The 26,199-nt window shown below is 52.5% G+C and carries 22 protein-coding genes; 7 read left to right on the top strand and 15 right to left on the bottom strand.

All coding sequences use genetic code 11. The annotated features are described in order from the left end of the window. Positions 1–3 precede the first annotated feature (3 nt). Positions 4–474, bottom strand: coding sequence for a hypothetical protein (locus B5X72_RS06475; RefSeq protein ID WP_079715982.1), 471 nt, complete (start codon positions 472–474; stop codon positions 4–6). 81 nt (positions 475–555) lie between these two features. Here B5X72_RS06475 and B5X72_RS20910 point away from each other — a divergent pair, with 81 nt between their 5' ends. Both B5X72_RS20910 and B5X72_RS20515 read left to right on the top strand, forming a co-directional pair. Beyond that, the gene (locus B5X72_RS20910) at positions 556–945 is read left to right on the top strand and encodes a hypothetical protein (RefSeq protein ID WP_139378558.1); all 390 of its coding nucleotides are present in this window, start codon (positions 556–558) and stop codon (positions 943–945) included. Positions 946–1,110: 165 nt separating this feature from the next. After that, entirely contained in the window at positions 1,111–1,356 is a 246-nt protein-coding gene (locus B5X72_RS20515; RefSeq protein ID WP_139378557.1) for a hypothetical protein, read from the top strand. Positions 1,357–1,501: 145 nt separating this feature from the next. Here B5X72_RS20515 and B5X72_RS06465 read toward each other — a convergent pair whose 3' ends face one another. Beyond that, entirely contained in the window at positions 1,502–2,422 is a 921-nt protein-coding gene (locus B5X72_RS06465; RefSeq protein ID WP_079715980.1) for an NAD(P)/FAD-dependent oxidoreductase, read from the bottom strand. A gap of 120 nt (positions 2,423–2,542) precedes the next feature. On the opposite strand from B5X72_RS06465, the gene B5X72_RS06460 reads away from it, so the two are divergent. From B5X72_RS06460 to B5X72_RS06450, 3 genes are all read left to right on the top strand, one after another. Further along, positions 2,543–4,993 (top strand): penicillin acylase family protein, encoded by a 2,451-nt coding sequence (locus tag B5X72_RS06460; RefSeq protein ID WP_079715979.1) that lies wholly within the window; start codon positions 2,543–2,545, stop codon positions 4,991–4,993. Between the two features lie 8 nt (positions 4,994–5,001). Next, a complete protein-coding gene (locus B5X72_RS06455; protein WP_079715978.1) occupies positions 5,002–5,373 on the top strand; it encodes a hypothetical protein in 372 nt (123 codons plus the stop codon). Positions 5,374–5,466: 93 nt separating this feature from the next. Beyond that, positions 5,467–5,799 carry a hypothetical protein gene (locus tag B5X72_RS06450; protein ID WP_139378556.1) on the top strand — a complete coding sequence of 111 codons (333 nt, stop codon included), beginning with the start codon at positions 5,467–5,469 and terminating at the stop codon, positions 5,797–5,799. A gap of 140 nt (positions 5,800–5,939) precedes the next feature. Here the strand turns inward: B5X72_RS06450 and rodA are convergent, their stop codons facing one another. The 5 genes from rodA to B5X72_RS06425 all read right to left on the bottom strand — a co-directional run bounded on the left by rodA (position 5,940) and on the right by B5X72_RS06425 (position 11,699). Beyond that, a complete protein-coding gene (rodA, locus tag B5X72_RS06445; RefSeq protein ID WP_079715976.1) occupies positions 5,940–7,211 on the bottom strand; it encodes a rod shape-determining protein RodA in 1,272 nt (423 codons plus the stop codon). After that, positions 7,204–9,159: a penicillin-binding protein 2 gene (gene mrdA / locus B5X72_RS06440; RefSeq protein ID WP_079715975.1), complete on the bottom strand. Its 1,956-nt coding sequence runs from the start codon at positions 9,157–9,159 to the stop codon at positions 7,204–7,206. Before mrdA ends, rodA begins: the two co-directional genes overlap by 8 nt. A 30-nt stretch (positions 9,160–9,189) precedes the next feature. Continuing rightward, positions 9,190–9,705 carry a rod shape-determining protein MreD gene (locus B5X72_RS06435; RefSeq protein ID WP_079715974.1) on the bottom strand — a complete coding sequence of 172 codons (516 nt, stop codon included), beginning with the start codon at positions 9,703–9,705 and terminating at the stop codon, positions 9,190–9,192. After that, on the bottom strand, positions 9,698–10,531 hold the full coding sequence (gene mreC / locus B5X72_RS06430; protein WP_079715973.1) for a rod shape-determining protein MreC: 834 nt from the start codon (positions 10,529–10,531) through the stop codon (positions 9,698–9,700). The genes B5X72_RS06435 and mreC overlap by 8 nt, the downstream gene beginning before the upstream one ends. A gap of 145 nt (positions 10,532–10,676) precedes the next feature. Next, the gene (locus tag B5X72_RS06425) at positions 10,677–11,699 is read right to left on the bottom strand and encodes a rod shape-determining protein (RefSeq protein WP_079715972.1); all 1,023 of its coding nucleotides are present in this window, start codon (positions 11,697–11,699) and stop codon (positions 10,677–10,679) included. Positions 11,700–11,810: 111 nt separating this feature from the next. Here B5X72_RS06425 and B5X72_RS06420 point away from each other — a divergent pair, with 111 nt between their 5' ends. Beyond that, a complete protein-coding gene (locus B5X72_RS06420) occupies positions 11,811–13,799 on the top strand; it encodes a transglutaminase domain-containing protein (protein WP_079715971.1) in 1,989 nt (662 codons plus the stop codon). After that, positions 13,796–15,694 carry a DUF3857 domain-containing protein gene (locus B5X72_RS06415; protein WP_079715970.1) on the top strand — a complete coding sequence of 633 codons (1,899 nt, stop codon included), beginning with the start codon at positions 13,796–13,798 and terminating at the stop codon, positions 15,692–15,694. The genes B5X72_RS06420 and B5X72_RS06415 overlap by 4 nt, the downstream gene beginning before the upstream one ends. 3 nt (positions 15,695–15,697) lie before the next feature. Here the strand turns inward: B5X72_RS06415 and B5X72_RS06410 are convergent, their stop codons facing one another. From B5X72_RS06410 to B5X72_RS06375, 8 genes are read right to left on the bottom strand one after another with little or no spacing between them, the layout of a single operon-like run. Next, positions 15,698–17,359, bottom strand: coding sequence for a M1 family metallopeptidase (locus B5X72_RS06410; RefSeq protein WP_079715969.1), 1,662 nt, complete (start codon positions 17,357–17,359; stop codon positions 15,698–15,700). Positions 17,360–17,372: 13 nt separating this feature from the next. Next, positions 17,373–19,568, bottom strand: coding sequence for a S9 family peptidase (locus B5X72_RS06405; protein WP_317043104.1), 2,196 nt, complete (start codon positions 19,566–19,568; stop codon positions 17,373–17,375). A 32-nt stretch (positions 19,569–19,600) separates the two neighbouring features. Beyond that, a complete protein-coding gene (locus B5X72_RS06400) occupies positions 19,601–20,998 on the bottom strand; it encodes an aminopeptidase P family protein (protein WP_079715968.1) in 1,398 nt (465 codons plus the stop codon). A gap of 25 nt (positions 20,999–21,023) precedes the next feature. Then, entirely contained in the window at positions 21,024–22,700 is a 1,677-nt protein-coding gene (locus B5X72_RS06395; protein ID WP_079715967.1) for a helix-hairpin-helix domain-containing protein, read from the bottom strand. Between the two features lie 52 nt (positions 22,701–22,752). Then, positions 22,753–24,075, bottom strand: a complete 1,323-nt coding sequence (locus B5X72_RS06390; RefSeq protein ID WP_079715966.1) for an NAD(P)/FAD-dependent oxidoreductase — start codon at positions 24,073–24,075, stop codon at positions 22,753–22,755. 51 nt (positions 24,076–24,126) lie between these two features. Beyond that, on the bottom strand, positions 24,127–24,453 hold the full coding sequence (locus B5X72_RS06385) for a 2Fe-2S iron-sulfur cluster-binding protein (protein ID WP_079715965.1): 327 nt from the start codon (positions 24,451–24,453) through the stop codon (positions 24,127–24,129). 11 nt (positions 24,454–24,464) lie between these two features. After that, positions 24,465–25,514, bottom strand: a complete 1,050-nt coding sequence (locus tag B5X72_RS06380) for an NAD(P)/FAD-dependent oxidoreductase (protein ID WP_079716054.1) — start codon at positions 25,512–25,514, stop codon at positions 24,465–24,467. After that, complete coding sequence (locus B5X72_RS06375) at positions 25,495–25,980, bottom strand: MarR family winged helix-turn-helix transcriptional regulator (protein ID WP_245826853.1); 486 nt, start codon at positions 25,978–25,980, stop codon at positions 25,495–25,497. Before B5X72_RS06375 ends, B5X72_RS06380 begins: the two co-directional genes overlap by 20 nt. Positions 25,981–26,199: the final 219 nt, after the last annotated feature.

Below are 26,199 nucleotides of genomic sequence, written 5' to 3'. Positions count from 1 at the left end.
ATATCAGCAGACATGGGTTACCCGGTACGCTGTGCCGTTGAACGTAATCGCCTCGCCCGCGTTTAAGCCGATAAGCCGTTGCCCCAGGGGAGATGCCGAAGAAATTACCCGATATGTCGTTCCGTCAATTTGTAGCTGACCTACACTTACGGCGATAAAAAACATGCCGTGATTTGTTTCCACCACGCTGCCGAGTTTAACAGGTTCGGTATGTATGCGAACGTCCAGATCCGCCAGCACCTTGGCCATGCGTTGTGCATCCGTCAAGAGCTGTTGATGCCGGTTAAGTTCTTGCTGCATCATTTCCCGTGTTGTTTCAAATTTGTCGCCTGCACTGCTTTTGGTGTCATCCGCGGCCGCGTCGCTCGCAGAAGCGATGGCTTGCAAAGCATTCGCCGTTCGTTGATCAACGTACGCCTTGCACGCGTCAAGTAAAGCAATCTTGGTGGCTTGGGATACCGTGTTTGCGCTCATCGTATGCAAAGGTAAGTAAACAAACGGACGTCTGTATGGCTGGCTCCAAGCAATTTCTTATCTTTGCCACTTGAAATGGGTATGCCAAGAAGGTTAAAGGTAGGATTGATGTTGCTGGCCATGGTGCTCATCATTGGGCACGATGCTTTTCCGCATGTTCATCCCCATGATCATGCCTGGCACCACCCGCATGATCACTCCGTTTGCGAAAGTGCTGAAGAAGGCATACTGGACAGGTTGTTGACGACTCATTCCCTTAATGACCATTCCCATGCATATGCGCCTACCTTCACATCGCAGTACGCCAAGCAGCAAACAGTTGCCGCTTCACCGAAAACCGATAGGATAGCCATCGGTTATCCGCCCGCAGCTGTTTTCCGTTGTCAATATTTTTCATTGCCCAAACCTCATGTAGAAAAAGTCTATCTACATTCAAACGGACTCCGTGCCCCCCCTGTAGTTTCTTGTTGATAGTTGTTAGGTGATTTTGCGTGTGCCGGATGTAGTTTACATCTACGGCAAGGGCTGAAGCTCGGTTAAGACCAACCACGAAGTTGGCCAAACCGGGGCTAGCTATTGCCCGGCATATTGTCGGATTATCACTTCCTTCGGGGGGTGAAGAAATAAGTCAATAAGATGAAAAAGTTGTTAGGTAAAATCAACGAGTTGATATTTGTTATATATAGGAGAGAGGGAGGCGGCTTCACGGCGATAGAAGGAAATTTCGGACTTGTAGCCATGGGCGACGATGAGCTGTCACTAAAGTCTGCCGTACGCTGCCAGGTCATCGAATTTTTTAAAGGGGATTTTAGCGGTACCGTGCGATTGCGCTCATTTACGGATACCGTGCTTACCATCCAGCCGGATGAGTCTCAGCCATAATAGGATTTCATCAAGCAGGGCATTCGCAATTTCCACGGCCTTGTTGCGAACTGCAACGGGCAGGTTCTTCATCGAAACGGGGTAATTTGTTTTTGTCCAAGGCATGGTACAATCTCTTCATTGCGCAGCCTAAATGGGCGGCAAACTACCCGTCTTCCATGAGGGCCTTGAGGTAATTTTTGTGCAGGTCCTGATGGATGAAGATGCCCGCCTGGGTGCCGGACGCAATGGCCGTGGAAATGGTGCGGAATGCGGTACAGCAGTCGCCGGCGGCGTAGATGCCCGGCACGGTGGTACGGTGGAAGTCATCTACCCTAATTAATCCGTTTTCGATGAGCTCGCAACCGCTCTGCTCGGCCAGAGGGGAATGCTGCTTGGCTAGCGGGTTGACAAAGAGATCGCGTATGTTGAACGGCTCATGGCCGTCAAACAATACGGCGAGAAGCTGGCCATCATGGTGGCGGAGCCCGGATACGGGCGCGGTGATAACGGATAGCTGTTGTTTGTCTAGCAACTGCTGCTGATCGGTAGATACCGGGCGACCGTTGGTGAGCAGCGTGACACCTTTGTTCCAGGTCTTCAGGAGGCCTGCAAGAGCGACATCGTCATCGCTGTTTCCAAACATGGCTACGTGGCTGGCTTGCTGCTCATAGGCGTGGCAATAGGGGCAGTGGATGATGGATTTGCCCCAGCAGGCAGCAAATCCGGGGATATCGGGAATGATATCGGCCATGCCCGTACAGAGGAGGACGGTTTGGGAACGGTAGGCCTGTCCGCCGGTTGTTTTTACCAAGAAGGGCGAGCCGACAGCTATTTCGGCAACAGTACCTGGGCTGAAGTGTGCCGATGGGTATTTCCTAACATCGGCAATGGCTTTGGCCTTGATTTCATGTGGACTTAAACCGTCATTGGTGAGCAGGTTGTACGCCTTTTCACTGGTTTTGTTGCAGGGGGCGTCATCGTCGACAATCAACAGGCGGCGGCCGGAACGCGCAAGCGTCAGCGCGGCGGAAAGGCCCGAAAAGCTTCCGCCGACAACAAGGACATCAAATAGTGGACTTTCCATACGCTTTTACTAACATAGTCGGCACAAGGTTGTTTTTTTAAGCGCTGGATTTGCGTGTTTCGCGCGCTTTGATTATGTTTGGGTGACAATACGTGCCTTTGAAATGACACCTAAATGATAATGAGATTCATCAAGCATTTTTGGCCGCTATTTGCCGCGCTCGCGCTGCTTTATGTGTTTAACCGTTCGTGGGGCATGGTGCCGCCATTGGGTAAGGTCTTCAGCCCGTTTGAAGGCTTTTTACAGCATGCGGTGGCTGGACACAGCCGGCAGGATGAAGAAATCTTGCTGAAAGGGATTGCGGAAGAAGTAACGGTATATTACGATGACAATGCCGTACCGCATATTTTTGCACAAAATGATGCGGACCTGTATTTCGCTCAGGGGTATGTCATCGCCCGGGATCGCCTCTGGCAGATGGAATTTTATACACTGGTTGCCTCAGGAAGGCTCTCGGAGGTGGTGGGCGGGGCCGCCTTGGCTTATGACCGGTTTAACCGCCGTATCGGCATGGCGCGATCGGCTGCAACCATCGCCGAGAAATTGAAGGCCGATACGTTGGCAAACCGGATGCTGGAAGCTTATGCGGCGGGCGTAAATGCATATATCGAACAGCTGACTTACCGTGACCTGCCCGTGGAATACAAACTGTTGAACTACAGTCCTGAGCGGTGGACGCCATATAAGTCTATCTTGATGCTGATGAATATGCGGAATACGTTGAACGGGGGTAGCTATGACTACGGGTTGACCAAGGTGTTGGCAAGATATGGCGCTGATGTGGTGGCCAACCTTTTTCCGGACTATCCCGCATTGGAATCACCCGCGATACCGGAAGGAACGGAATGGGAATTTTCGCCCGTACCAAGACCCGTCGTGCCGGAGCGGGTGACGGCGTTGCCGGACAGTGACTTATTGAGTTTCTACATGCCTGCACCGCGCCCTGAGATAGGGAGCAATAACTGGGCCGTGAGTGGCACCAAGTCGGCTACGGGGCTGCCCATCCTGGCGAATGACCCGCACTTGCAGCTAACCTTGCCGTCTATCTGGTACCAGATGCAGCTCGCCGCGCCAGGCGTGAATGTCTATGGCGTGGCATTGCCGGGTACGCCGAATATCATCATCGGCTTTAATAAGGATATTGCTTGGGGAGTCACTAACCTGGGGCCGGATGTGATGGATTTCTACCGCATTCAGTTCAGGGACTCGACCTTTCGCGAGTACCGGCATGATGGTCAATGGAAGCCGGCAACGAGGCACATCGAAACCTTCAGCCTGAAGGGTGGCCGGACGGTGTACGACACGCTATACTACACGCATCATGGGCCGGTTGTGTACCATAAGGCCGACCCGACCAATACTGATCGGGTACCGCCGGGCTACGCAATGCGCTGGGTAACGAACGAGACGGATGATTCGGATATGCTTGCTTTTTATTACCTCAACCGTGGCACGGACTACGACGACTACCGTGAAGCGCTTGGCTATTTTACGGCACCGGCCCAGAATTTCGTCTTTTCCAGCAATGGCGGTGATATCGCCCTCGCGGCTGCCGGCAAACTGCCCTTGAAATGGAAGGGGCAGGGCAAGTATCTGCTGGATGGCACCCTCGCATCGCACGACTGGCAGGGGTGGATACCAAAGGAGCAGAATCCCGCGGTACGGAATCCATCGCGGGGCTTCGTCAGCTCGGCGAACCAATCGCCCACTGATACGACCTATCCGTACTACCTCGATTGGCGGTTTGCACATCCGGCCAGGGCTATCCGCATCAATGAACGCTTGGAAGCGATGACAGACGCAACAGCTGATAGCCTGCGTGCGTTGCAGAATGATAATTACAATGTGGATGCAAGACGGGTGCTTCCGCGGTTGATGAAGGCATTGGCGGCAGCGGATTCCATCCGCAGATCAGCCGAATTTGATGCCGTGGAGCGCTGGAACCGCCGGAATGACGCGGACGCCGTAGGGGCGGCTATTTTTGAAAGTTGGCTGGACAACCTGATGGCGGCGATCTGGGAGGATGAGTTTCCGCGGGATGACGATTTCTTATTCCCCAGCCTCGACCGTACGTTTGAGCTCATCAACAACGAACCGGATGCGCCGTGGTTCGACAATGTGAATACACCGGATACGGTGGAAACGCTGGATGACATCATACGGGAGAGCTTCAACATCACCGTGAAGCATATGCGTGAACGCCTTGGCGATATTTCGGCGCGTACATGGGCGCTGGGCAAGGTGAAAGGGACGCGCATCATGCACCTGGTGCCTAACTTCAGGTCATTCGGCCGTATCGGCGTCAACAATGGCGGGGGCAGCAGTGTGGTCAATGCCACATCGCGTACAAACGGTCCGTCATGGCGGATGGTGGTGCAACTGGATAAGGAATGGCCGGTGGCATACGGGCTGTATCCGGGTGGCCAGTCGGGCAACCCCGGAAGCCGGTACTACGACAACATGATCGATCGCTGGGCACAGGGCGAGCTGGACACACTATTGTTTATGAAGCGTGCGGATGAGCCGTCGGACAGGCTGCAACGCCGCATGGCATTGAAACCAACAAAATGAGAAGGGGTATGTTATTCGTACTAATCGTGGTCATAGCGGGGCTGTTGGCTGTTGTCGGTCCATGGTGGACCATCGCCCCGGTTTGTTTTGCGGTGTGCTGGTGGAAGTCGACGAGCGCATCGCAGGCGTTTTGGACGCCGGCGATGGCCGGCATAACGTTGTGGATGGGGTACGCACTCTATCTTCACTTCAATTCCGGGGTTGACCTGGCAACCAAGGTGGCCGGTATATTCACGGCGGGTGTGCCGGCATTGGCTGCTGTGCCAGGTATTGTGCTGGTACTGATTATCGCGGTGCTGGTGGTGGGCCCTGTAAGTGGCTTCGCAGGGCTGGCGGGGCTGGCCGTGCGCCGGTTTCTCAATGCGCCCGCTTCCCCCTGACGAAGGGAGGTTCCGCCGCTGAGACCGTGATCGTGTTTATCCGGTAAACATAACGCAGGGAAGCTTGTTCTAACCTAATAAACAACGACACAGATGAGCACATCCAGATCCATGACTCCAATAGCTGCCGTAATGGAGCGCCTTAAGGAAAAGGGCTACGGCCGCGAACTTACCATTACAAAAGACGGGGCTTGTTTTGAGGGCAGGCCCAACGTGTATGCTCCATCCCAACTGACCATCATCAAGGTGTATCGCTTTGAAGGGGAATCCGATCCGGCGGACATGGCTGTCATTTATGCCGTGAGGGCCGATGACGGACAGGTAGGGTACCTGCTGAACGCTTACGGGACCTACTCGGACCAGGACAATCCGTACTATGATGACTTTATTCGCAACGTTCCGGTAAAAGAGCAGGAAGATTTATAAGCGAGGCCAATTATTAATAAAAAAATTACAAATATTTTAGGATATTGTTTTAATTCTATTAAATTTGTCGTCATTCATGTGTGCAGCCATTTGCGTAGTGCCCTGCTTCCCATGCGGGGCCTCGCATTTGGTCAACCTTTTTAAACGATTCCTTTCTTGTTTGCGTCAAATTTGAGCATAATAAAAAGCAAGATCGTAAAACTCCAAAGCGAAGAGCCGCCATAGCTGATAAAGGGCAGGGGGATGCCGATGATGGGCACGATACCGATGGTCATGCCGATATTAATGGCAAAATGGAAAAACAGGATGGACGCAACACCGTAGGCGTAGATGCGGGCGAATGCGGTACGCTGGCGCTCGGCAATGTTGACGATGCGCAACAGTAACGTCAGGTATAGACTGATGACAACCATGGAACCCACAAACCCCCATTCCTCGCCAATCGTGCAAAAAATAAAATCCGTGCTCTGCTCGGGCACAAAATTATATTTGGTCTGCGTACCCTGAAGGTATCCTTTGCCCCAAAATTGTCCGGATCCGATGGCGATCATCGACTGATTGAGGTTGTAACCCTGGCCGCGGGGGTCATCTATCTTGCCGAGGATGACATCGATGCGGTTGCGCTGGTGAGATTGCAGGACGTTTTCGTAGACAAAGTCTACGCAAAACACATATGCGGTGGATATGACGAAAAAGATGATGAGGCTCGTGATGGCTTTCCGCCTTTTCCGGAAATAATAGATCCCCAGCGCGCAGACAACGGCTATTACCGAAATAATCACCCATTGATTAAAAGCGAGCGTGAGGACAAACAACATGATACAGAGTGCGCCGAAAAGCATCCACGGCCCGGATATATAGCCTTCCCGGTAGAAAACGAACACCAGTGCAAAAAACGCTAACGCTGATCCGGTGTCAGGCTGGAGTAATACCAGCATAACGGGCAGCAATACAATCGATGCGCCGGTAAGTAGGGTGCCGAGGTTGGGGTTTTTCGTGCTTTGGGTGCTGAGGTACCTGCCCAGTAGCAAACAAGTGGCCAACTTGGCGAACTCCGACGGCTGCAGCCGGAAACTGCCGATGGGAATCCACGCTTGATTGCCGCCTACATTGCGCCCGATGACGAGTACGGCAATAAGCAGCAGGATGGTAATGACGTAGAGGATAGGCGAAACGGAACTGTAAAATTTGGCATCGACAATGAGTATCGTAACGGCTAAAACCATGGCCGAAAAGATGTAGATGGACTGTTTGCCATAGTTGGTATTCATGTTGAATAGCTCTGGGTTATCCGGATCAAAAACGGCGGCATGGATATTAAACCAGCCAATGATACACAGCAGCAGCCACAGTATGATCGTAAACCAATCTACTTCGCCGCCGAATAGCTTATGCCGATGGGGGTTAGTCATATCTTCTTGCTAAAGCGCTGTGGTGGACAAATAAAACTTCTTCTTCTTCTTCTTCTGGTGATTTGCTTGGCTGGGAAGGCTTAGCGGGCGGCGATTTGACCACTTCCTGAGGTTTTGCCGTCTTGGGCTTAGGCAGCAGATCGGCTTTATATATCCGGTCTTGGATATATTGTGGAAGGGTAATGGTGTCTTTCAGGTACTTCTCAATCAGCATGCTGGCGATAGGGCCTGCCCATGTACCGCCGAAGCCGGCATTTTCAACGACCACGGCAATGGCGATTTTGGGGTTTTCCCGGGGGGCGAAGGCGAAAAATACAGCGTGGTCCTGCCCATGCGGATTTTGCGCCGTACCAGTCTTTCCGCACATCTCGATATCGGCAATCCGGACCGAATATCCGGTGCCACCCGGCAGATTGACCACCCGGCTCATGCCTTCAATGACAGGCTCATAATATTTCGCGTCGACTCCCGCGGATATTTTTTCGGTAAACTCGGGCTTGACAATTTTTTTGTCACCGATGGCTTTAATCAGGTGTGGCCGGTAGTAAAACCCCCTGTTTGCTACGATCGCCATGACATTGGCCATCTGCAAGGGGGTGATGCCCATTTCGCCCTGGCCGATAGATAGCGAGATGTTGTAGCTGGAACCCCATTTTGCATTGCCATACCGCTTGGTGTAAAAATCGGCGCTGGGTAACAAACCGGCTTTTTCGCCGGGTAGGTCGATGCCCAATGGTTGCCCGATGCCAAATTTCATGACGGCGTCGCGCCAAAGGCCGTATGCTTGCGCCGATGGCATACCTCGCTGATCGATCATTCGCGCGTAGGTGTAACCGTAGTAGGTATTGCAGGAATGCTGGATGGATCTGATGAGCTGCGTAGGGCCGTCGACGTGCATGCAGCGCATGACGCGCCCACTCCCATAGCGGTACCCGCCCGGGCAGTTGAATATGGTGTGCTCGTCAATCATGCCCGCTTGCTGGGCGGTAAGTGCACTCACCACCTTAAATACCGATCCCGGCGGATATTGCGCCTGCATGGGCCGTATAAACATGGGTTTGTACGGATCATGCAGCAGTTTTGCATAGTTGTTGCCGCGCTCCCGGCCCACCATCATGTTGGGGTCGTAGCTGGGGCTGCTCACAAACGTGAGTATCTCGCCGGTGGCTGGCTCGATGGCCACAACGCTGCCAATCTTGTTGCGCATCAGCTTTTCGGCAAGGATTTGCAGATCTTTATCCAGGGAAGAAATCAGCCCGTCGCCGGCTACGGCCAACGTATCATACCGGCCTTCGGCAAAGGATCCCTGGGGCCTGTTGAAGGCATCGACCATCACATTCTTGACACCCCGCTGGCCACGTAGCAACTCTTCGTAAGCGCTCTCGACACCGCTGGCCCCAATATAGTCGCCGGGCCGGTAGAAGCCGTTTGACCGCTCGATGTCGCGTTCATTGACCTCCTGGATGTAGCCCAGAAATTGGGCTGCGATACTGTCGGGATAGCTGCGCACCGTACGGTTTTGAATGTAAAAGCCTCTGAATTTGTACAGGTGCTCCTGTAGCTTGGCATAGGCGGTGGCCGGAAGTTGTTTTTCAAACTGCGAAGCTTTGTAAGGCGAATAGGCTCTTGCGGTGGCCATCCGCCGTTCAAAGCCTTCTTTATCGATACCCACCAGCTCGCACAGCAGTGCGGTGTCCAGTTCTTTGACTTCCCGTGGTGTCACCAGCAGGTCATAAACGGGTTCGTTCTGGACCAACACCTGGCCGTTGCGATCGAGAATAACGCCCCGTGCCGGGTAAATGACCATCTTGCGCAACACGTTGTTGTTGGCAGAAAGCAGATACGACTTGTCGATCAATTGAAGATAAGACAGGCGGGCGGCTATAATGGCCGCTACAGCAATGAAAATGCCCTGAATGATGTATTTTCTTTCAAAAAGACCGTTCATTTTACGTATGATAGAAGCGTATAGGCAGCCCTAACGCTGCTTTTTTCGGTAAAACAGTAGACTGAACAACAAAATGATAATGACGGTAAAGATACAACTTAATAAGATACGGATAAGTGTGTAATGGAATTGATGGAAAGTGAAGGCTTCCAGCGAAAACAATATCACGTGATGGAATAGGGTGAGTACCAATACGTATAGGAAATACCATTGGAACGGTACGGTGCCCCACAGCGGAGTCATGTAATTTTCGTAATGGTCGGTCTGGATAGTGATACGGACAAAAACGATGCGGCTCCAGGCAAGCGCTACGCAAGCAGCAGCATGGACACCCAAGGTATCATAAAACGCATCCACGGTGACCCCGGTCATGAATGCCAGGCAGTATAAGATAAAATTGGGGATTCCCACGGGAAGCAACAGCAGGAATAGGACATAGGGAAATGGGGTAGCCAGGTTGTAATAGCCGATATTTTTGAACAGGAATACCTGCATGATCAGCAGTGCACCAAAACGAATGATATTGTATAAAAGAACTTTAGCCATTGTCTTCGTTTTGGGATTCTAACGTTGCTTTTTCCTTGGCCAACACGTCTTTCACGACATATACCTGCTGCAGGTTGTGGAATTGCGTGCTTAATTCGATTTTGATGTCAAGGAAACTGTCTCCGCCGGTAATTCCCGATTCGATGACTTTGCCGGCCAAGATGCCGGGGGGGAAGAGTGAGAACCCCGAGGTGTAGACCAGTTCGCCGTTGCGTACCTTGACGTGATTGGGAATATCCTTGAGCGTGCCGAAGCGGGCGTCGTAACTGTCTCCCCATACCAGCGATCCGAACGCTTGACTGTCTTCTAACGCTGCACTGATGCGGGTTTCGCTGTGCAGGAGCGACTGCACGGTAGCAAAGTGTTCGGATACATGGAGGACGATGCCGACAATGCCGCTGCTGGAAATAACGCCCATTCCTTTTTCAATGCCATGCCTCCGTCCCTTATCCAGCGTAATGTAATTGTTTTGCTGATGAATGCTGTTATTGGTCACCTTGGCAACGATGTACTGGTATTGCACGTCCCGTACCGTATCGTTGACTACGCCCTGCACCACGGTGTCAGGCATCGTGTAGTGCTGCAATTGCTCCCTTAGTGCCGCGTTTTCTTCGGCTAATAACGCATTTTCCTCACTTAAATGAAAGTAGCTTTTCCAGGCATTGATTTTTTCGTAAGCCGCGCCCACAAGGTGGTTTGATGAATTGACAACTGAGGCACGCTGAAAGGTGTTGTTTTGCACGGCCAAATAAAAGGCCAATCCAAAAAATATAATGAATAAAAAAAATGCATTATACTTGGTAAGAATTAGCCAAAGGTTCTTCATGCCTTGTGTTGCTTTACGCGATAAGCTTTGGGCGTTACGCTTGCTGCTTATGCTACTTATAGCCTATAACTTCCTGCTTATAGCTTATGGTTATCGTTTGTTTGCGGCTTATCGTTTATGGCGCACAGCACTGAATTAAAGCTGACTACTGCATCAAAAACTTGAACGTGCCAATGTTTTTCAGCGCGATACCTGTACCACGTACCACGGCGCGTAACGGATCTTCCGCCACGTGCACCGGTAGCTTGGTCTTGGCTTGGATACGTTTATCCAAACCGCGCAATAATGCGCCGCCGCCTGTCAAGTATATGCCTGTTTGGTAGATGTCTGCCGATAATTCCGGCGGCGTGATTTCCAGCGCCTTTAAAATCGCCTCCTCGATTTTGGAAATGGACTTATCCAAACAATGGGCAATTTCAGTATACGATACGGTGATCTGTTTGGGTACGCCGGTCATCAAATCCCTCCCTTGCACGGCAAAGTCATCCGGTGGATCTTGCAGCTCCGGCAAGGCTGAGCCGACTTCGATTTTTATTTTTTCTGCCGTGCGATCGCCTATCATGATGTTGTGCTGCCGGCGGATGTACTGCACGATGTCGGAATCAAAGTTATCACCCGCTACCCGGATGGACTGGTCGCATACGATGCCGGATAGGGCAATAACCGCAATCTCTGTGGTGCCGCCGCCGATGTCAATGACCATGTTGCCCATGGGTTCCTCCACGTCGATGCCAATTCCCACCGCGGCAGCCATCGGCTCATGTACCAGGTAGACTTCCTTGGCACCGGCTATCTCCGCGGAATCACGCACCGCGCGTTTTTCCACTTCGGTAATGCCCGACGGGATGCAGATGACCATACGGAGCGAAGGGAAAAACCAACCTTTGCCATTGTTGACCATTTTAATCATCCCGCGAATCATGTGTTCGGCGGCATTGAAGTCGGCAATGACGCCGTCTTTTAAAGGCCGCACAGTGCGGATATTGTCATGTGTCTTGCCTTCCATCTGCATGGCCTGCCGGCCGATGGCGATGACTTTATTGGTAGTCCGATCAAAGGCAACAATTGAGGGCTCATCTACAACTACCTTGTCATTATGGATAATGAGTGTATTGGCAGTACCTAAATCTATAGCAACTTCTTGTGTAAACCAGTTAAACAACCCCATTCGGTGAATTTTATGAGAATTTTAAATAATGTGCAAACCTACCAAAAAAACTGATAACTTTAGCCAGCAATAAGTGATTTATATTGCAGCCTTAACTAATTTATTTCAGGGATGATAAAAACCTATTTGACCTTAGCCTGTTTTATCCTTCTGCCGCCTTGCGTGCTCGCCCAGGACTTTGCTTTTGGCTCCCTTACCCCTGAAGATATCCGGCTCGCGAAAAACGACCTGGATAGCTTCTCCAATGCGGCAGTGCTGAACGAATTCGGTAAAGCCTTCATGGTGTATAACGATACCAAAGGTATCACCGAACTGTTCGTGGATTATCACGTACGCATTAAGGTCTTTAATAGAGACGGCTATGCGCATGCAAATATTGTGTTGCCAACGTATAAAGATGACAGTGGCGACCGGGCGGACGTAATCACCGACCTTAAAGCAACCACCATCAATGTCGTGGACGGACGTATCGTGTCCGTACCGTTGGATCAGCGGCAGGTCTTTAATGAGGAAGTCAGCAAATACTTGACGCACACCAAATTTACGTTTCCGGATTTACGGGATGGAAGCATCGTCGAATACAGTTACCGGTTGATTTCTCCGCATATTTTTAATTTTAAAACATGGTATTTTCAGGAGGATATTCCGAAAATCAACAGCACATTTGAAGCGACTATTCCCGGTATGTACACGTACAATGTCGTTTTACGGGGGCCTTATCCGCTGACTACGCAGGATGCTAAACTCGACAGGGGCGGTTTCCGGATTGCAGGCCGGGATGTGGATTGCTCGCGCATGATCTATGGCATGCGCAACATCCCTGCTTTTGTATCGGAAGATTACATGACGGCTGCAAGTAATTTCAAGTCAGCTATTTATTTTGAATTGTCGGATATTTATCGACTCAACGGATCGAATATTAAGATCACCAAAGACTGGCGGGATGTCGATCGCGAGTTGGTGACCCATCATGACTTCGGTGGCCAAATGAAGCGCGACAATGTGTTTAAACCGATGCTGGCTGATATACTGGAAGGTGCGGCAGATGATCTGGCCAAAGCGAAAGCCGTATACCGCTACGTGCAGCGCCATATCAAGTGGAACCGTTACCTGGGGAAATACAGTGAAAATAACATCAAGCAAGCGCTGGAACGTCGCTCAGGCAACATAGGCGATATCAACCTCGCCTTGATCGCCGGACTGAGCGCGGCAGGCTTGGATGCTGAAGCTGTGATACTTTCGACGCGCGACAACGGCGTGGTCAACGATGTGCATCCCGTATTGAGTGACTTCAATTACGTGGTGGCCAAGGTGAATGTTGATGACAGGTATTACTTGCTGGATGCATCCGACCCGCTGCTGCCTTTTGGGTTGCTACCCTTACGGTGCATCAATGGAAAGGCCCGCGTCATCAACCTCAAAAAGCCTTCCTACTGGATAACGCCGACATCGTCCCAAAAATCGACGATGCAATATGCATTCCACGCAACCTTGGATACCGATGGCATGCTAAAAGGTAAGCTGGTGACGCACAGCAGTGGCTATGCCGCGCATCGCAAGCGGCAGGCGCTCGCCAATTACAACACCATGGACGAATATATCGAACATGTCGACGAAACAAATGCCGGCTTCAGCATCATCGCCGGTGAAATCCAGGGACTGGAAGATACGGAAAAGCCCTTGGTAGAAAGCTATGACGTGGAAGTGAAATTGCAGGACGGTACATTGGCGCAGGAAGTGGTTTTCAACCCCTTCTTCATCAACCGGATTGGTAAAAACCCGTTCAACCTGGATGAACGGACCTATCCGGTTGACTTGGGAGCGGCGCGGGAGGAACGGGTGATCATCACCATCAAACTACCTGGAAATTATGAGATCTCGGCAAAACCCGACGATTATAGCCTCGGGCTTGCCGATCAGGGGGGTAGGTACATGACACAGACGCAACAGCTCGGCGATACGTTTTCGTTTTCACAGCTATTGGCGCTCAATGCCGCCATTTATCCGCCGGAAAGTTATTTTGCGCTGAAGGAGTTCTTTAGTCGCATCATTCAGCAGGAAAAGATCGATGTCGTGCTGCGTAAAGTGGAGGAAAGATGAGAACAGCGGTGATGTTAGTGGCTTTACTAATGGCCATGCAGGATGGTCGCGCGCAGCAGGCATATGCGGTCGCTGACATTCCGGCTGTGCTGAAAAGCAGGGCCGATGCGGTAGTGCGGCAAGAGTCCATCGTGGTTGACATGCAGGCTCCCACGAAGGTGCGCTATCTGGTGATGCAGGCGGTAACGGTATTCAACCGTGCGGGTGAGGATAGGGCCAGGTTGGTCATCTATTACGACAAAAACGTGGCCATCAGGCGTGTGTCCGGCAGGGTATTCAGCGGGGATGGCTTACAGGTAGGTAAATTTACGCAGCGTGATCTGAAGGATGAAAGTGCGGTAAGCAGTTTTTCGCTGTACGAGGATAATCGGGTGAAGCATTTTCTGCCGGCAATGACTTCCTATCCGTACACCGTCGAATATACCTATGAACTGGAGCTTAAGCAAAACCTGATCATCCCGGCCTGGCGGCCTGATGCGTACCGGGACGTCGCCGTGGAGCACAGCCGGTATACGTTTGTGTGCGGGCCGTCGGATGAGGTGCGCATCAGCGCGGCGAACTACCGGGGCGAACCGGCGTTGAGCAGCGCTGAGGGGCGGAAGGCCATGACATGGGAGGTGGCCGATATCCCGGCGCAGCGATACGAACCTTATAGCCCGGTCCCTGAAACCTACCAGACGGTGGTGAAGATTGCTCCGGTCGATTTCAGCTACTACAAACGTAACGGACGCTATACCAATTGGCACGATTTGGGCCGCTGGGTTTATGACGCGTTGTTGGCCGATGGCCTGGCGCTTCCTGAACGCACGGTACAGGAGGTGAAACAGTTGGTCGGTGGCTTGACATCCGACCGGGAGAAGGCGAAGGTACTGTATGATTACCTGCAACGCAAAACACGGTATGTAAGCGTGCAAATCGGCATCGGCGGTTTTAAGCCCATGTCGGCCAGCGAGGTAGATAGGCTTGGGTACGGCGATTGCAAGGGCCTGGTGAATTACATGCAGGCATTATTGAACGTGGCGGGCATCCCGTCTTACTATTGCGTGGTGCAGGCGGGCGATGCCAAACGTGATCTTCAGGCGGACTTTGCGGGTATGCAAGGAAACCATGTCATTTTATGCCTGCCTTTTGAACAGGATACGACCTGGCTGGAATGCACCAGCCAACGCGCCCCTTTTGGTTTCCTGGGTTCTTCTACCGATGACCGCGTGGTGTGGGCTTGTACGCCGGAAGGCGGGCGTTTGTTGCGTACACCGCGCTACGGCGCGGCCATGAGTACCCAGCAGCGGCAGGCCAAACTGGAATTGGATGCGCAGGGGAATATTGCGGGCAAGGTCGAAACGGTTTTTGCCGGGGGGCAGTATGACAACCACCTCGAGCTGGCTGAAAGTACCGGGACGGAGCAAACGAAGTTGCTGAAGCAGGCTTATGACATCGACCAAATCAGGTTCAGCCAGATCGCCTATCAGAAAGGGGATGGGGAGACACCTGCACTGGTGGAAACTTTTCGTGTGGCACTGGATCGCTATGCGCCTGAAAATGGCGGGCAGGTCTTTCTGATTACCAACATGTTTAACCGGGGCAGGACCATTCCGGCCGTCAAGAATCGGGCGCTGCCGGTTTATATCAACCGTGGATATACCGATGAAGATCAGATTACGTTCACCCTGCCGGCCGGCTACCGGTTGGCGGCTACGCCACTCGATGAAGAAATTGACAGCCCGTTCGGATACTATCACGCCACCGTCAGGCAAGCAGGAGACACGATTGTTTATTACCGGAGGTTTACCCTTAATGAGGGGACTTTTCCGCCCGATCGATATGCAGCGTTCTGTGCATTTATCAACCGCGTGAGTGCGCTTGACAGCTACAAGGCGGTGCTGACCACGCGCTGATTTTTACTCGTTGACCAGTACGCCAACATAGAAGTTGAAGGTGTCGACTTCCAGGTTGCTGCGCGTAAGTCCCGGGATGCTGACCGGTGTGAGCTGCCTCGTGGGTTGGATAAACTGGTACTTGCTCCCTTTGGTGCGTATTCGTATGGGCATATTGAACGCTGGTTCATCGGCAATCCAACGGCAGAACACCTTGCCGTCCGGATTGAAATAAAATTCCAACGTCGGAATATTGGCATGGCGTACATATTGGGCATAGACGCTGGATAGGTCCTTGCCAGCATGTTTGCTGATGTAATCCACGATGTCACCGTAATCCACCGTACGGTGATAAAACTGCTTGTTGAGTCCACGGAGAATCTGTCGCCACTTTTCGTCGTCATCGATGATGGTACGCACCATGTTGTGTAGTACGCCTCCCTTGTTGTACATATCGCCCGATCCTTCATGGTTGACATGATAGGTGCCAATAATGGGAGCGAGGTTCTGGATACCCCGGCGATTGCCATGGACGTATTCCTGACCGGCCCGTTTGCCAAAATGATAGTCGATATAGAGCGATTCGGAATAGTTCGTAAAGCTCTCGTGTATCCACATATCGGCGATATCGCTTGCAGTGATGTTGTTGCCGAACCATTCATGACCGGATTCGTGGATGATGATGAAATCCCATTTATTGCCCCAACCGGTGCCGGAACCGTCGCGGCCGAGGTAACCGTTTTGGTATTTGTTGCCATAGGCAACCGCACTTTGGTGTTCCATGCCCAGGTGGGCGGTCTCAACCAGCTTGTACCCATCTTCATAAAACGGGTAAGGACCGAACCAGTGCTCGAAGGCGCGAAGCATGGGCTTCACATTGGCGCGGAAGTGTGGCTTGGCTTTCGCTTCGTTTTCGCGAAGTACCCAATAGTCAAGATCGAGCACGCCGTTTTCGCCATGGAAGGTATCGGCGAAATGCACGTAATCCCCGATATTGACCGCTACGTTATAATTATTGATGGGGTTGCTTACAAACCAATTGAAGCGGGTATAACCATCGCCAAGGTCTTCCCGGCCTCGGAACCGGCCGTTTGAAACGTTCGTGAGCCCCTGGGGCACGCTGATGCTGATGAGCATACTGTCTACCTCGTCGGACTGGTGGTCTTTATTGGGCCACCATACGCTTGCTCCCAACCCTTGGCAGGCCGTCGCTATCCAATGTTTGCCGTTGCTGTCTTTCTTGAAGTCAAAGCCACCATCCCAGGGTGCGCGTTTGGCCTGTACGGGGTGGCCTGAATAGTGTACGACGAACGAGTCGATCCGCCCTTTGGCTACGGGAGCGGGGAAGTCAATAAAGACGGCGTTGTACTCCCGCTTGAAGGGGAGCTCCTGACCATGGTACATCACGCTGTCGATGCGTAAGTTGTCGAACAGGTCAAACTGCAGCCGGGAGAAGTCTTCCACGGCGGTGAAGCGGAACAAGTTGGACCCACTGATATGACGCGCATCGGGATCAACTTTGACATCGAGGTGGTAGTAGCTGATGTCATAGCAAGTACGCAAAGGGGTGAGCTGACCACGCAAGGAGTCGGCTCGTCCAAACAACTGATTGGCCGGCACAAACAGTTGCGCGGCGGCCGTTACGGTTACGCATAGCAAGCAAACAAGGATAAGTGATGGCTTCATATCGTCGATATTTTTACCGTCCGCCGGGCGGGCAATGCTGTTTCAGAAAATTGGTATATAGCGTGGAGAGGTGCTCGGTGGTTCCCTCCCCCTCGTTGATAGCGTGGCTGCGGTTGGGGTAGGGCATGAATGAAAACTGCTTGTTGTGCTTAATGAGCTCATTGAGGAGCAGTTCTGCATTTTGATAATGGACATTGTCGTCGCCCGTGCCGTGGATATACAGTAGCTGACCACGGAGATTCCGCGCGTGGGTCACCGGCGATCCTTGGACGAAGGGCGCAGGGTCCTCCTGGGGAACGCCCATGTAACGTTCCTGGTAAATGTTGTCATACATCAGCTGGTTGCCGACTGCCGCCACGGCGATGCCGGTCTGGTAAATTTCGGGGTATTGAAAAAGCAGGTTGAGCGTAGACGAACCGCCGCCACTCCATCCCCATACCGCTACCCTGGAGGAATCGACGAAGGGCCATTTTAGGATTTCCTTAGCGGCCATGGCCTGATCACGGATATTCAGGATACCGATGTTTTTATAGATGGCCTTGCGCCATGCACGCCCCTTGGGTGCTGGTGTACCCCGGTTTTCTACCGAGATGTAAAGGTAGCCATCGGCCGCCATATCGCCTTTGTAAAGCCGGTTGGTGCCAACCCCATAGGTGTCTGAAACGGTCTGCCCTGCAGGTTCGCCATAGACGTAAAAGACCACCGGGTATTTTTTGGTGGGATCGAAGGCCTTGGGCTTGACCATCCAGCCATCCATTTCAACGCCATCTGCCGTGGTCACTGAAAAAAATTCGGCTCTCCGCTCATCCGGGGGGAGTTCATGATAGTGTCCTTCGGCCAGTGTTCTGTGGTCTGGCAGGCTGATCACATGACCGCGGCTAATGGCGGCATGGCTGCTGTATTGATGCAGCGCAAGTTTGCCGTTGGGGGAGATGGTGTAGTGGTGCGTGCCGTCCTGACCTTCCGGAGTAATCCGATCGGGAGGTCCACCGGCAAGCTTTACGCGGTACAGGTATTGTTGCGTGGCGTTTCCGGGCGATGCTGAAAAATAGATATAGCCATTCGCTTCGTCAATCCGGGTAATGGCGATCACATCGTAATCGCCCGGGGTGATGAGTTGTTCACGGCCTTGCCGATCGATACGGTAGAGGTGACGCCAACCGTCTTTCTCACTCACCCAGATAAACGCTTTCCCGTCTGCTATCCATTCCCATCCCGAAGGATCGTCGTTGTTCCACCGCCCTTTGACGTCTATCCAGGCTTCGTCCGATTCCTGGTAAATCCGCGTACACCGGCCATTTGCGGCATCGGCGAGGTAAAGGTTGCTTTCCTGCTGCTTGCGGTTGAGTTGCTGAATGATAAGTTCATCGCTGTTGGCCGCCCACTCCATGCGGGGCAGGTAATGTTGCACCGGGTCGCCGGGAATGTCCATCTTCACGGTGCGGCCGCTGGCTACATCAACCACTGCGATGGCGGCGCCGCTTGGCGCTTCGCCAACCTTGGGGTATTCCACGGGAATGGTGTAGGAATACGCGGAGTCGGTGTTGTTGATCATCAGGAAGTTGCGGATGGTGCGGGCATCGATGGTCCAAAAGGCGATTTTTTTGCCGTCCGGCGACCAGCGGAAGCCATCGCGGCAGCCGAACTCCTCTTCATACGCCCAGTCAAAAGTGCCGTGAATGATGCGGTCGGTGCCATCCTGCGTCAAGGGCGTGATGGTGCTGCCGCTGACGTTTTCTACATAAAGGTTGTGGCCGCTCACGTAGGCCACCTGCTTGCCATCGGGCGAAAATTTGGCGTACATCAGGGACGAGGGCGGCAAACTTCTGCCCAATTGCCTGAGCGTTTTATCCTGCCGGTTGAATACCCAATAATCGCCACGGGTATCGTAGCGCCATACGCGTTTGGTATTGGTGTTGATGAGGATATGGCTTCTATCCAACGACAACGCAAAGCGCCTTACGGCAAGGGGGGCGGCGCTATCCACCGGAGTGAGGTCGGCTCTTGAGGCCAGGATGACCTGTTGCCGGGGATTAACCACGGCTTCTTCGATAATTTCGCCCTGCTCAAGCCGAATTATTCCGTTGCCATCGGCAGACCATTGTATCTGCTGCCCGAACTGGGCATTGGCAACCTGGTATATGCATAACGCGAGTGCGAACGCGGTATACCATACACGTATGATCGTCTTTCTTGAGTTATTCATCATAGCTGTCTTAACTTGCATTGTTCCGGGCGCCCTCAAAAAGCCCCGCCCCGGATGGCTTCAATCTCCGGGATGGTTTTGGCGAGGGGTTTTCCCAATATCCGGTATCCGGTTTCAGTAATGACCACATTATCCTCAATACGGATGCCGCCGAACCGTCTGAACGCTTCCACATTCTGGTAATGTATGAACTGCGGAAATCGGTTTGCCGCCTTCCACTGATCGATCAATTCGGGAATAAAATAAAGTCCCGGTTCCACCGTCAGCACGTAACCGGCTTGCAATGCCTTGCCAAGCCGCAGGGATTTCAGCCCGAACGTCGTGGTGTCTTTGAGGAGTGTAGCCGTGTAACCCACGTGCTGTTCGCCGAGGTCTTCCATATCGTGCACGTCAAGCCCCAGCATGTGGCCCGTGCCGCACTGGAAAAACAGCGTGTGCGCTCCGGCAGCGACGGCCTCTTCGGTATCGCCGTGCATCAGTCCCAGTGCTTTCAGTCCTTCGACAAGCGTCCGGCATGACAGGAAGTGGATATCAAGGTACCGGACGCCGGGTTTGAGGGCGTCGGTAGCGGTTTGCAGTGCTTGGAGCACCACCTCGTAGGCTTCTTTTTGTACGGCCGTGAATTGTTTTCCGGCCGGAAACGTACGTGTGAGGTCACCGGCGTACCCCATGGCCGTCTCAGCGCCCGAATCGTTGAGCACCAACTGCCCTTCGGCCAGGATATTGCCGTGGTAATGATTGTGCAATATCTCGCCACGAACGGTGAGGATGGTGGGGTAGGCCAGGCTGCCGCCGGCCTTTTGTGCCGTGTATTGTACGCTGGCCGCCAGTTCGTTCTCGGACATACCTGGCCGGGCCACCGCCATGGCGGCCAGGTGCATGGCCACGCTGATGTCTACCGCTTTCTCGATTTCGCCAATTTCATCCGCTGATTTGACGGAGCGCTGCGCAACCACGGCACGGATGAGTTCCACGGAGGCCGCCTGCAGGACATCCGGATCCGGTATCGCCAGAAGGTGGGATAATGCCAAGTGGTTTTCGGCCCGGTAGGGCGGAAGGAAATGGATAGGGCGGCGCCCCTGTTGCGCTTTTTGGATGACCTGCGGCAAAGTGCTGAGCGGCAAGACATCGCTGATGCCCGCTTTTTCGGCTTTTTCCTGCAACGTTTCCTGCCTGCCCATCCAGATGATGTCATCCATACTCAACTCGTCGCCGAAGAGCGTTGTCCGGTCGCCGTCGACATCGATGATCGCGGTCAGACGCGGCGATTGAATACCGAGGTAATAGAGAAATGTGCTATCCTGCCGGAACGGATAGGCATTATCCTTAAAATTGATGGGGCTTTCGCCGTTGCCCAGAAGCAAGATGATTCCTCCCGAAACCTGTTTCGACAGGGTCGCTCTGCGTGCGATATAGGTTTGTTTGCTGAACATGTGATGGTCAAAACTAATAAAAGATTTATTTCTGTCGCTCAAAATACCGCGTAATTTCGGATAAAGAAAATGTATTCAGGCAATTGCCGGCAACTAACCCTCCTTTGCGTGCCATGTATACGCCATACTGCATATCTGAAAAGCCGCTATTTCGATGGGCATCTGGATTGATAGCCAACAGTGCGCCTTGTTCGACCGCATACCGGTGCCAGCGCCAATCGAGGTCCAGCCGCAATGGATTGGCGTTGATTTCGATGACGACCCCGTTGGCTGCACAGGCGTCGATGACGCGTTTGTAGTCAATGGGATAGCCCGATCGGCTGAGCAAGAGGCGACCTGTGGGGTGCCCCAGGATGGTTGTATACGGGTTTTCGATGGCACGGATCAGCCGGGTGGTGGCCTTTTGGACATCCATGTGGAGATTGGAGTGGACCGAGGCAACCACGAAGTCAAAGCCTGCAAGGATCTCATCCGGGTAATCCAATGAACCATCCCCAAGGATATCCGACTCAATACCTTTAAAAATATGGAATGGGGCGAGAAGTGCATTGAGCGCATCGATTTCTGCCCATTGCTCCTGCACGCGGTCAATCGTCAGTCCTTTGGCATAGACGGCGGTCTTGGAGTGATCACATATGCCGAGGTATTCAAGCCGTAGCTCGTCGCGGCAATATAGCGCCATCTCTTCCAGTGTATTGACGCCATCGCTGTACGTGCTGTGGTTGTGCAGCGTCCCCCGGAGGTCCGCATAAGAAATGAGCCGGGGAATAGCGTTTGCACGGGCCAGCGCGACTTCATTAGTGCCCTCACGGAGCTCCGGCTCGATGTATTGCAGGCCGATGGAGCGATAGATGGCTTCTTCGGAATCAAATTCGGGCAACTGCGCTTCCACCAAGCGCTCATCCAATTGTTGCAAGTGGCCGTCGGACCCTGTGGTAATGAGCAATTGGCGATAAAATGAGGAGGGATCGGCAGGGATGAAGCGGAACGTGACGCCGATGTCGTTTTTGGCTTCAAGAAGCGAAGCGTTTTCCGGGGGGTGGATGGCCAGCGCAGCCACCTTCGTGACAGCTTCGACCAACTCCGTCATGGAGGCTTCCACGATGATGTCCACGGTTTTGACCACTTCGCATTTCCGCCGGAAATCACCTGTATAAGCTATTTTCCGGCCGTTGGGTAATAAATCGTGCAACAGCGTAATGATATCGTCGGCGAGCTTTTCAACATGGGCATACAGAAACCATCCCTGATTGGCAATGGAAAACTCGATCGCCAGCTTGATTTCCTCCTGCGTTTTCAAGCCGAAACCCTTAGCTTCTGCCAGGCGGTTCTCGTTGCACGCATAGTACAATTCGCCGGTGTTTTCGATGCCCAGCACCTGCCAAATGATCTGGATTTTCTTGGGCCCAAGCCCTTTGATGTCCAGCAGTTCCAGGACCCCGGCCGGTGTCGCGGCAAGCAGGCTGTCCAGCTCGGGAAATGTACCTGTATTGAGCAGCGACTCAATTTTCTGGGCCGTGCGCTGACCGATGCCGGGAACTTCGCCAAGGCGTTCAATGGTCTGGGGGGAGATCACGAAAGGCAGTTTATCAAGCTTGAAAGCGGCAGCGGCAATGGCTTTGGTTCGGAAAGGGTTTTCCCCATGGAGCTCCATAAGCTGTGCGTACCGCCTAATGGTCTTTGCGATAGTCTTGTTGTCCATCGGGGCAAATTAACGATTTCTCGCAAAGACAACAACGTTTTTCATGGAAAAACTAACGGTGTGCCTCGTTCACTTCCTTGACCTCCGCCACAGGTTTTGGCGGGCGCCGGTATTTATGGATGATAAGCCGTATGCCAGCGTTAAACGTGAGGTAGTTAATTGCCCAGTTGATGAAGGTCACTACCCGATTGCGGAATCCTACGAGCGACATGAGGTGGACAAACATCCATATCCACCACGCGAAAAAACCCTGGAACCGGATTTTCCCGATATCGACGACCGCTTTATTCCGGCCGATTGTAGCCATCGAGCCTTTATCAAAATACTTGAATTTTTCGGTGGGCTGATTGTTCAGCAACCGCACGATGTTTTTGGCAACAAACCGCCCTTGTTGCTGCGCTACGGGCGCCACGCCGGGATGGCCGCGGGGCAGCTCATCGGTAATCATCGCCGCCACGTCGCCGATGGCAAATACATCATTCATGCCGATAACCCGGCATTCCTCATCAACGCGGATGCGATTTCCGCGTACGACAAGATCTTGACTGATGCCAGCCGGGAACTGTCCCATGACGCCCGCAGACCAAAGTACGGTCTTGGTTTGTATACGTTTGCCGTCGGCAAACGTAATGACCTCGCCGTCGTACCCGGTTACTTGGACATTCAGCAAGACCTTTACGCCGAGTTCTTTGAGGTACAACTCGGCCTTTTCGGATGCCTGGGGAGATAAGTTGGCCAGTATTTTGGATAATCCCTCAACGAGGTAGACATTCATGTCTTCCTTTTTGAGCTCGGGGTAGTCTTTTGAAAGAATATGGTTGCGGATTTCGGCAATGGCTCCGGAGAGTTCGACACCGGTGGGTCCGCCCCCTACGACGACGAAGTTGAGGAAAGGAGCCCGTTCTGCGGGGTTGGTTTTCAGGAGCGACTCCTCAATATTCTGGAGCAAAAAACTCCGGATATTGACTGCCTCCCGCACGCTTTTCATCGGCATTGCATAATATTCCAAATCCTTGTTGCCAAAGAAATTGGTCGTGGCCCCTGTGGCAATGACCAGGTAATCGTAGGCGATGGGACCGATGTCGGTGTTCAGCAACTTCCGTTCACCGTCGATGCTTTGTACATCTGCAATCCGGAAGGTAAAGTTTTCCTGTTTTCTGAACATCTTGCGCAGTGGAAAAGCGATGGACGGCGCATCCAGGGTACCCGTCGCCACTTGATACAGCAGCGGCTGGAAGGTATGGTGGTTGTTCCGGTCCAAGAGCAGGACTTCGACTTCCTTATTCTTAAGTTTTTTGGCTACTTCGATTCCACCGAACCCACCACCTATGATGACAACCCGCGGGAATTTACTATCGGTATGTTGCGTTTTCATGTATGTGTTTGTTAAGAAAACTCATCTATTACTATTGAACGGATGGCAACGTTAATTGTTTCCGGATACACGTATTTTTAGTCCATCCAACGATGCGGTCAGCCGAATCTGGCACGACAGCCGGCTATGGTCGTCGGCATCGGGCAAGGTATCCAGCATGTCTAACTCGGCTTCTGTGCGCGGTTCGAGTTTTTCCTGGCCTGCTAACACCTGGACATGGCAGGTGGCACAAAGCGCCATTCCCCCGCAGGTAGCCAGAATAGGGTACTCGGAAGCCTTAAGGACTTCCATCAAGCTTAAATTGATGCCATCGGGAATTTCCAGTTGCCGGACCTCCCCGTGCTGATCTTCTACCGTGATATGAATTGTTTCTTCCATTTCGTTGTCAATCAAAAAGCGTTTACACCGTTGACGGTGGTATACTTGAAGCTTAGTTTCTCGGCAGGGTGCACATATTTGAATGCACTTTGCGCCATCAGTGCCGCCTCATGGAATCCACAAAGGATAAGCTTAAGTTTGCCGGGATACGTATTGATGTCGCCGATGGCATAGATGCGTTCGACGCCGGTGGAGTAGTCTGCCGTGTCTACAGCGATGGCCGATTTGTCTATGGACAACCCCCAGTGCGCTATTGGGCCCAGTTTGGGACTTAAGCCGAATAACGGAATGAGTGCGTCGGTTTCGAGCATGGTTTCCTTCTTTTCTTTATCCACGATGCCAACGTGGGTCAGCACGCCGTTGCCGTCGACACGGCGAAGGTTGCTATGTAGCAGCAACCTTATTTTTCCGCGTTCGGCGAGGGAGAAAACTTTATCAGCGGAATCGGGGGCTCCACGGAAACTGTCGCTGCGGTGTACCAGCGTCACTTCCTTGGCTACATCACTCAGAAAAACCGTCCAATCAAGCGCTGAATCTCCACCTCCTGCAATAACTACCCGCTTGTCGCGGTAATGTTCTGGATTTTTCACCATATAACTGACCCCTTTGCCCTCAAACTCGGCCAGCCGGGGTATTTCAGGCTTGCGGGGCTCAAAGGAACCCAGGCCGCCGGCAATGACCACCACCTGGGCATGGATGACCGTCTGTTCATTGCTTATGACGTAGTACGATCCGTCGGCCTGCCGCTCCAAAGCCTCTACACGCTCGCCCAACGTAAAGGACGGATGAAAGGGCTTTATCTGCTCCATGAGGTTATCAATGAGCTCCTGTGCATTGATAGTGGGATAGCCAGGAATGTCGTATATCGGTTTATGGGGATAGATCTCGGACAATTGCCCGCCGATCTGGGGTAATGCGTCAATGAGGTGGCACCGCATTTTGAGCAGGCCGGCTTCGAATACGGCGAATAGTCCTACCGGACCGGCACCAATGATGCAGATGTCGGTTGTAATGTTGTTATTGGCCTTCAGGCTTTGGCTGTCAGCCTTTGATGCTTGCATTTCCATTATCGATCTCCAAATTTGTATATATCGTGTTCAATATGCGCTTTAGATGTTCGAAATCCGCTTCGTTTAAATTCTTCCACGCCTGCATGCGGATTTCGTTGACACTGTTGGACAACGCCTCGACTTTTTGCTCGCCGGCTGCCGTGAGGTGAACGACGAAACTCCTTCGGTCCATCGGATGGGGGCGGCGCTCAACCAACTTCTTACCGACCAGCAAATCCACGATGCGCGTAAGGGTGGGCTGGTCTTTGCCGCAGTACTCGGCGAGCTCCTTCTGCGATAAATCGGCCTGCCGCTTGAGATTCTTCAATATCGCCCATTGGTCTACCGTGATGCCAAATTGGCGGCAATTGAATTGGTATTGCGCGTACTGCTTGACACGCCGCGCTGTGCGGTCCAAAAGAAAAGAATAGGCGTTGTATTGCTCCATTAGCACAATAATAATTAGTGTGACAAACATAAGGAATTTTGATGAATTTACCGTCGATCCGGAGGGGTAATTTTTTGGTCTGCCAGCTGTTTCACCGGGGCCATTTTTTGATATATCCTAACTTCTGCAGGCTGCGTTTTTTTCGCCATTACCGTAAAAACCTCTTGATAATCCTTTCAAAGTCGATCAAAACAAGTACTTTTGGTCGCTACAGATAACTTGTTTACCACAAAACCGTATACGATTAAG

It is taken from the genome of Parapedobacter luteus, from assembly GCF_900168055.1.
GTDB classification, from domain to species: domain Bacteria; phylum Bacteroidota; class Bacteroidia; order Sphingobacteriales; family Sphingobacteriaceae; genus Parapedobacter; species Parapedobacter luteus.
The sequence above is the reverse complement of the archived record's forward strand: the minus strand, read 5'-3'. Positions and strand labels throughout refer to the sequence as shown.

Coding starts and splice junctions, on each gene's coding strand:
- B5X72_RS06420 (WP_079715971.1), top strand. CDS start 11,811: ATGATAAAAACCTATTTGACCTTAGCCTGTTTTATCCTTCTGCCGCCT.
- B5X72_RS06455 (WP_079715978.1), top strand. CDS start 5,002: ATGTTATTCGTACTAATCGTGGTCATAGCGGGGCTGTTGGCTGTTGTC.
- B5X72_RS06475 (WP_079715982.1), bottom strand. CDS start 474: ATGAGCGCAAACACGGTATCCCAAGCCACCAAGATTGCTTTACTTGAC.
- rodA (WP_079715976.1), bottom strand. CDS start 7,211: ATGACTAACCCCCATCGGCATAAGCTATTCGGCGGCGAAGTAGATTGG.
- B5X72_RS06425 (WP_079715972.1), bottom strand. CDS start 11,699: ATGGGGTTGTTTAACTGGTTTACACAAGAAGTTGCTATAGATTTAGGT.
- B5X72_RS06380 (WP_079716054.1), bottom strand. CDS start 25,514: ATGCAAGCATCAAAGGCTGACAGCCAAAGCCTGAAGGCCAATAACAAC.
- mrdA (WP_079715975.1), bottom strand. CDS start 9,159: ATGAACGGTCTTTTTGAAAGAAAATACATCATTCAGGGCATTTTCATT.
- B5X72_RS06415 (WP_079715970.1), top strand. CDS start 13,796: ATGAGAACAGCGGTGATGTTAGTGGCTTTACTAATGGCCATGCAGGAT.
- mreC (WP_079715973.1), bottom strand. CDS start 10,531: ATGAAGAACCTTTGGCTAATTCTTACCAAGTATAATGCATTTTTTTTA.
- B5X72_RS06405 (WP_317043104.1), bottom strand. CDS start 19,568: ATGATGAATAACTCAAGAAAGACGATCATACGTGTATGGTATACCGCG.
- B5X72_RS06450 (WP_139378556.1), top strand. CDS start 5,467: ATGAGCACATCCAGATCCATGACTCCAATAGCTGCCGTAATGGAGCGC.
- B5X72_RS06385 (WP_079715965.1), bottom strand. CDS start 24,453: ATGGAAGAAACAATTCATATCACGGTAGAAGATCAGCACGGGGAGGTC.
- B5X72_RS06435 (WP_079715974.1), bottom strand. CDS start 9,705: ATGGCTAAAGTTCTTTTATACAATATCATTCGTTTTGGTGCACTGCTG.
- B5X72_RS20515 (WP_139378557.1), top strand. CDS start 1,111: ATGAAAAAGTTGTTAGGTAAAATCAACGAGTTGATATTTGTTATATAT.
- B5X72_RS06460 (WP_079715979.1), top strand. CDS start 2,543: ATGAGATTCATCAAGCATTTTTGGCCGCTATTTGCCGCGCTCGCGCTG.
- B5X72_RS06395 (WP_079715967.1), bottom strand. CDS start 22,700: ATGGACAACAAGACTATCGCAAAGACCATTAGGCGGTACGCACAGCTT.
- B5X72_RS06465 (WP_079715980.1), bottom strand. CDS start 2,422: ATGGAAAGTCCACTATTTGATGTCCTTGTTGTCGGCGGAAGCTTTTCG.
- B5X72_RS06410 (WP_079715969.1), bottom strand. CDS start 17,359: ATGAAGCCATCACTTATCCTTGTTTGCTTGCTATGCGTAACCGTAACG.
- B5X72_RS06390 (WP_079715966.1), bottom strand. CDS start 24,075: ATGAAAACGCAACATACCGATAGTAAATTCCCGCGGGTTGTCATCATA.
- B5X72_RS20910 (WP_139378558.1), top strand. CDS start 556: ATGCCAAGAAGGTTAAAGGTAGGATTGATGTTGCTGGCCATGGTGCTC.
- B5X72_RS06375 (WP_245826853.1), bottom strand. CDS start 25,980: ATGTTTGTCACACTAATTATTATTGTGCTAATGGAGCAATACAACGCC.
- B5X72_RS06400 (WP_079715968.1), bottom strand. CDS start 20,998: ATGTTCAGCAAACAAACCTATATCGCACGCAGAGCGACCCTGTCGAAA.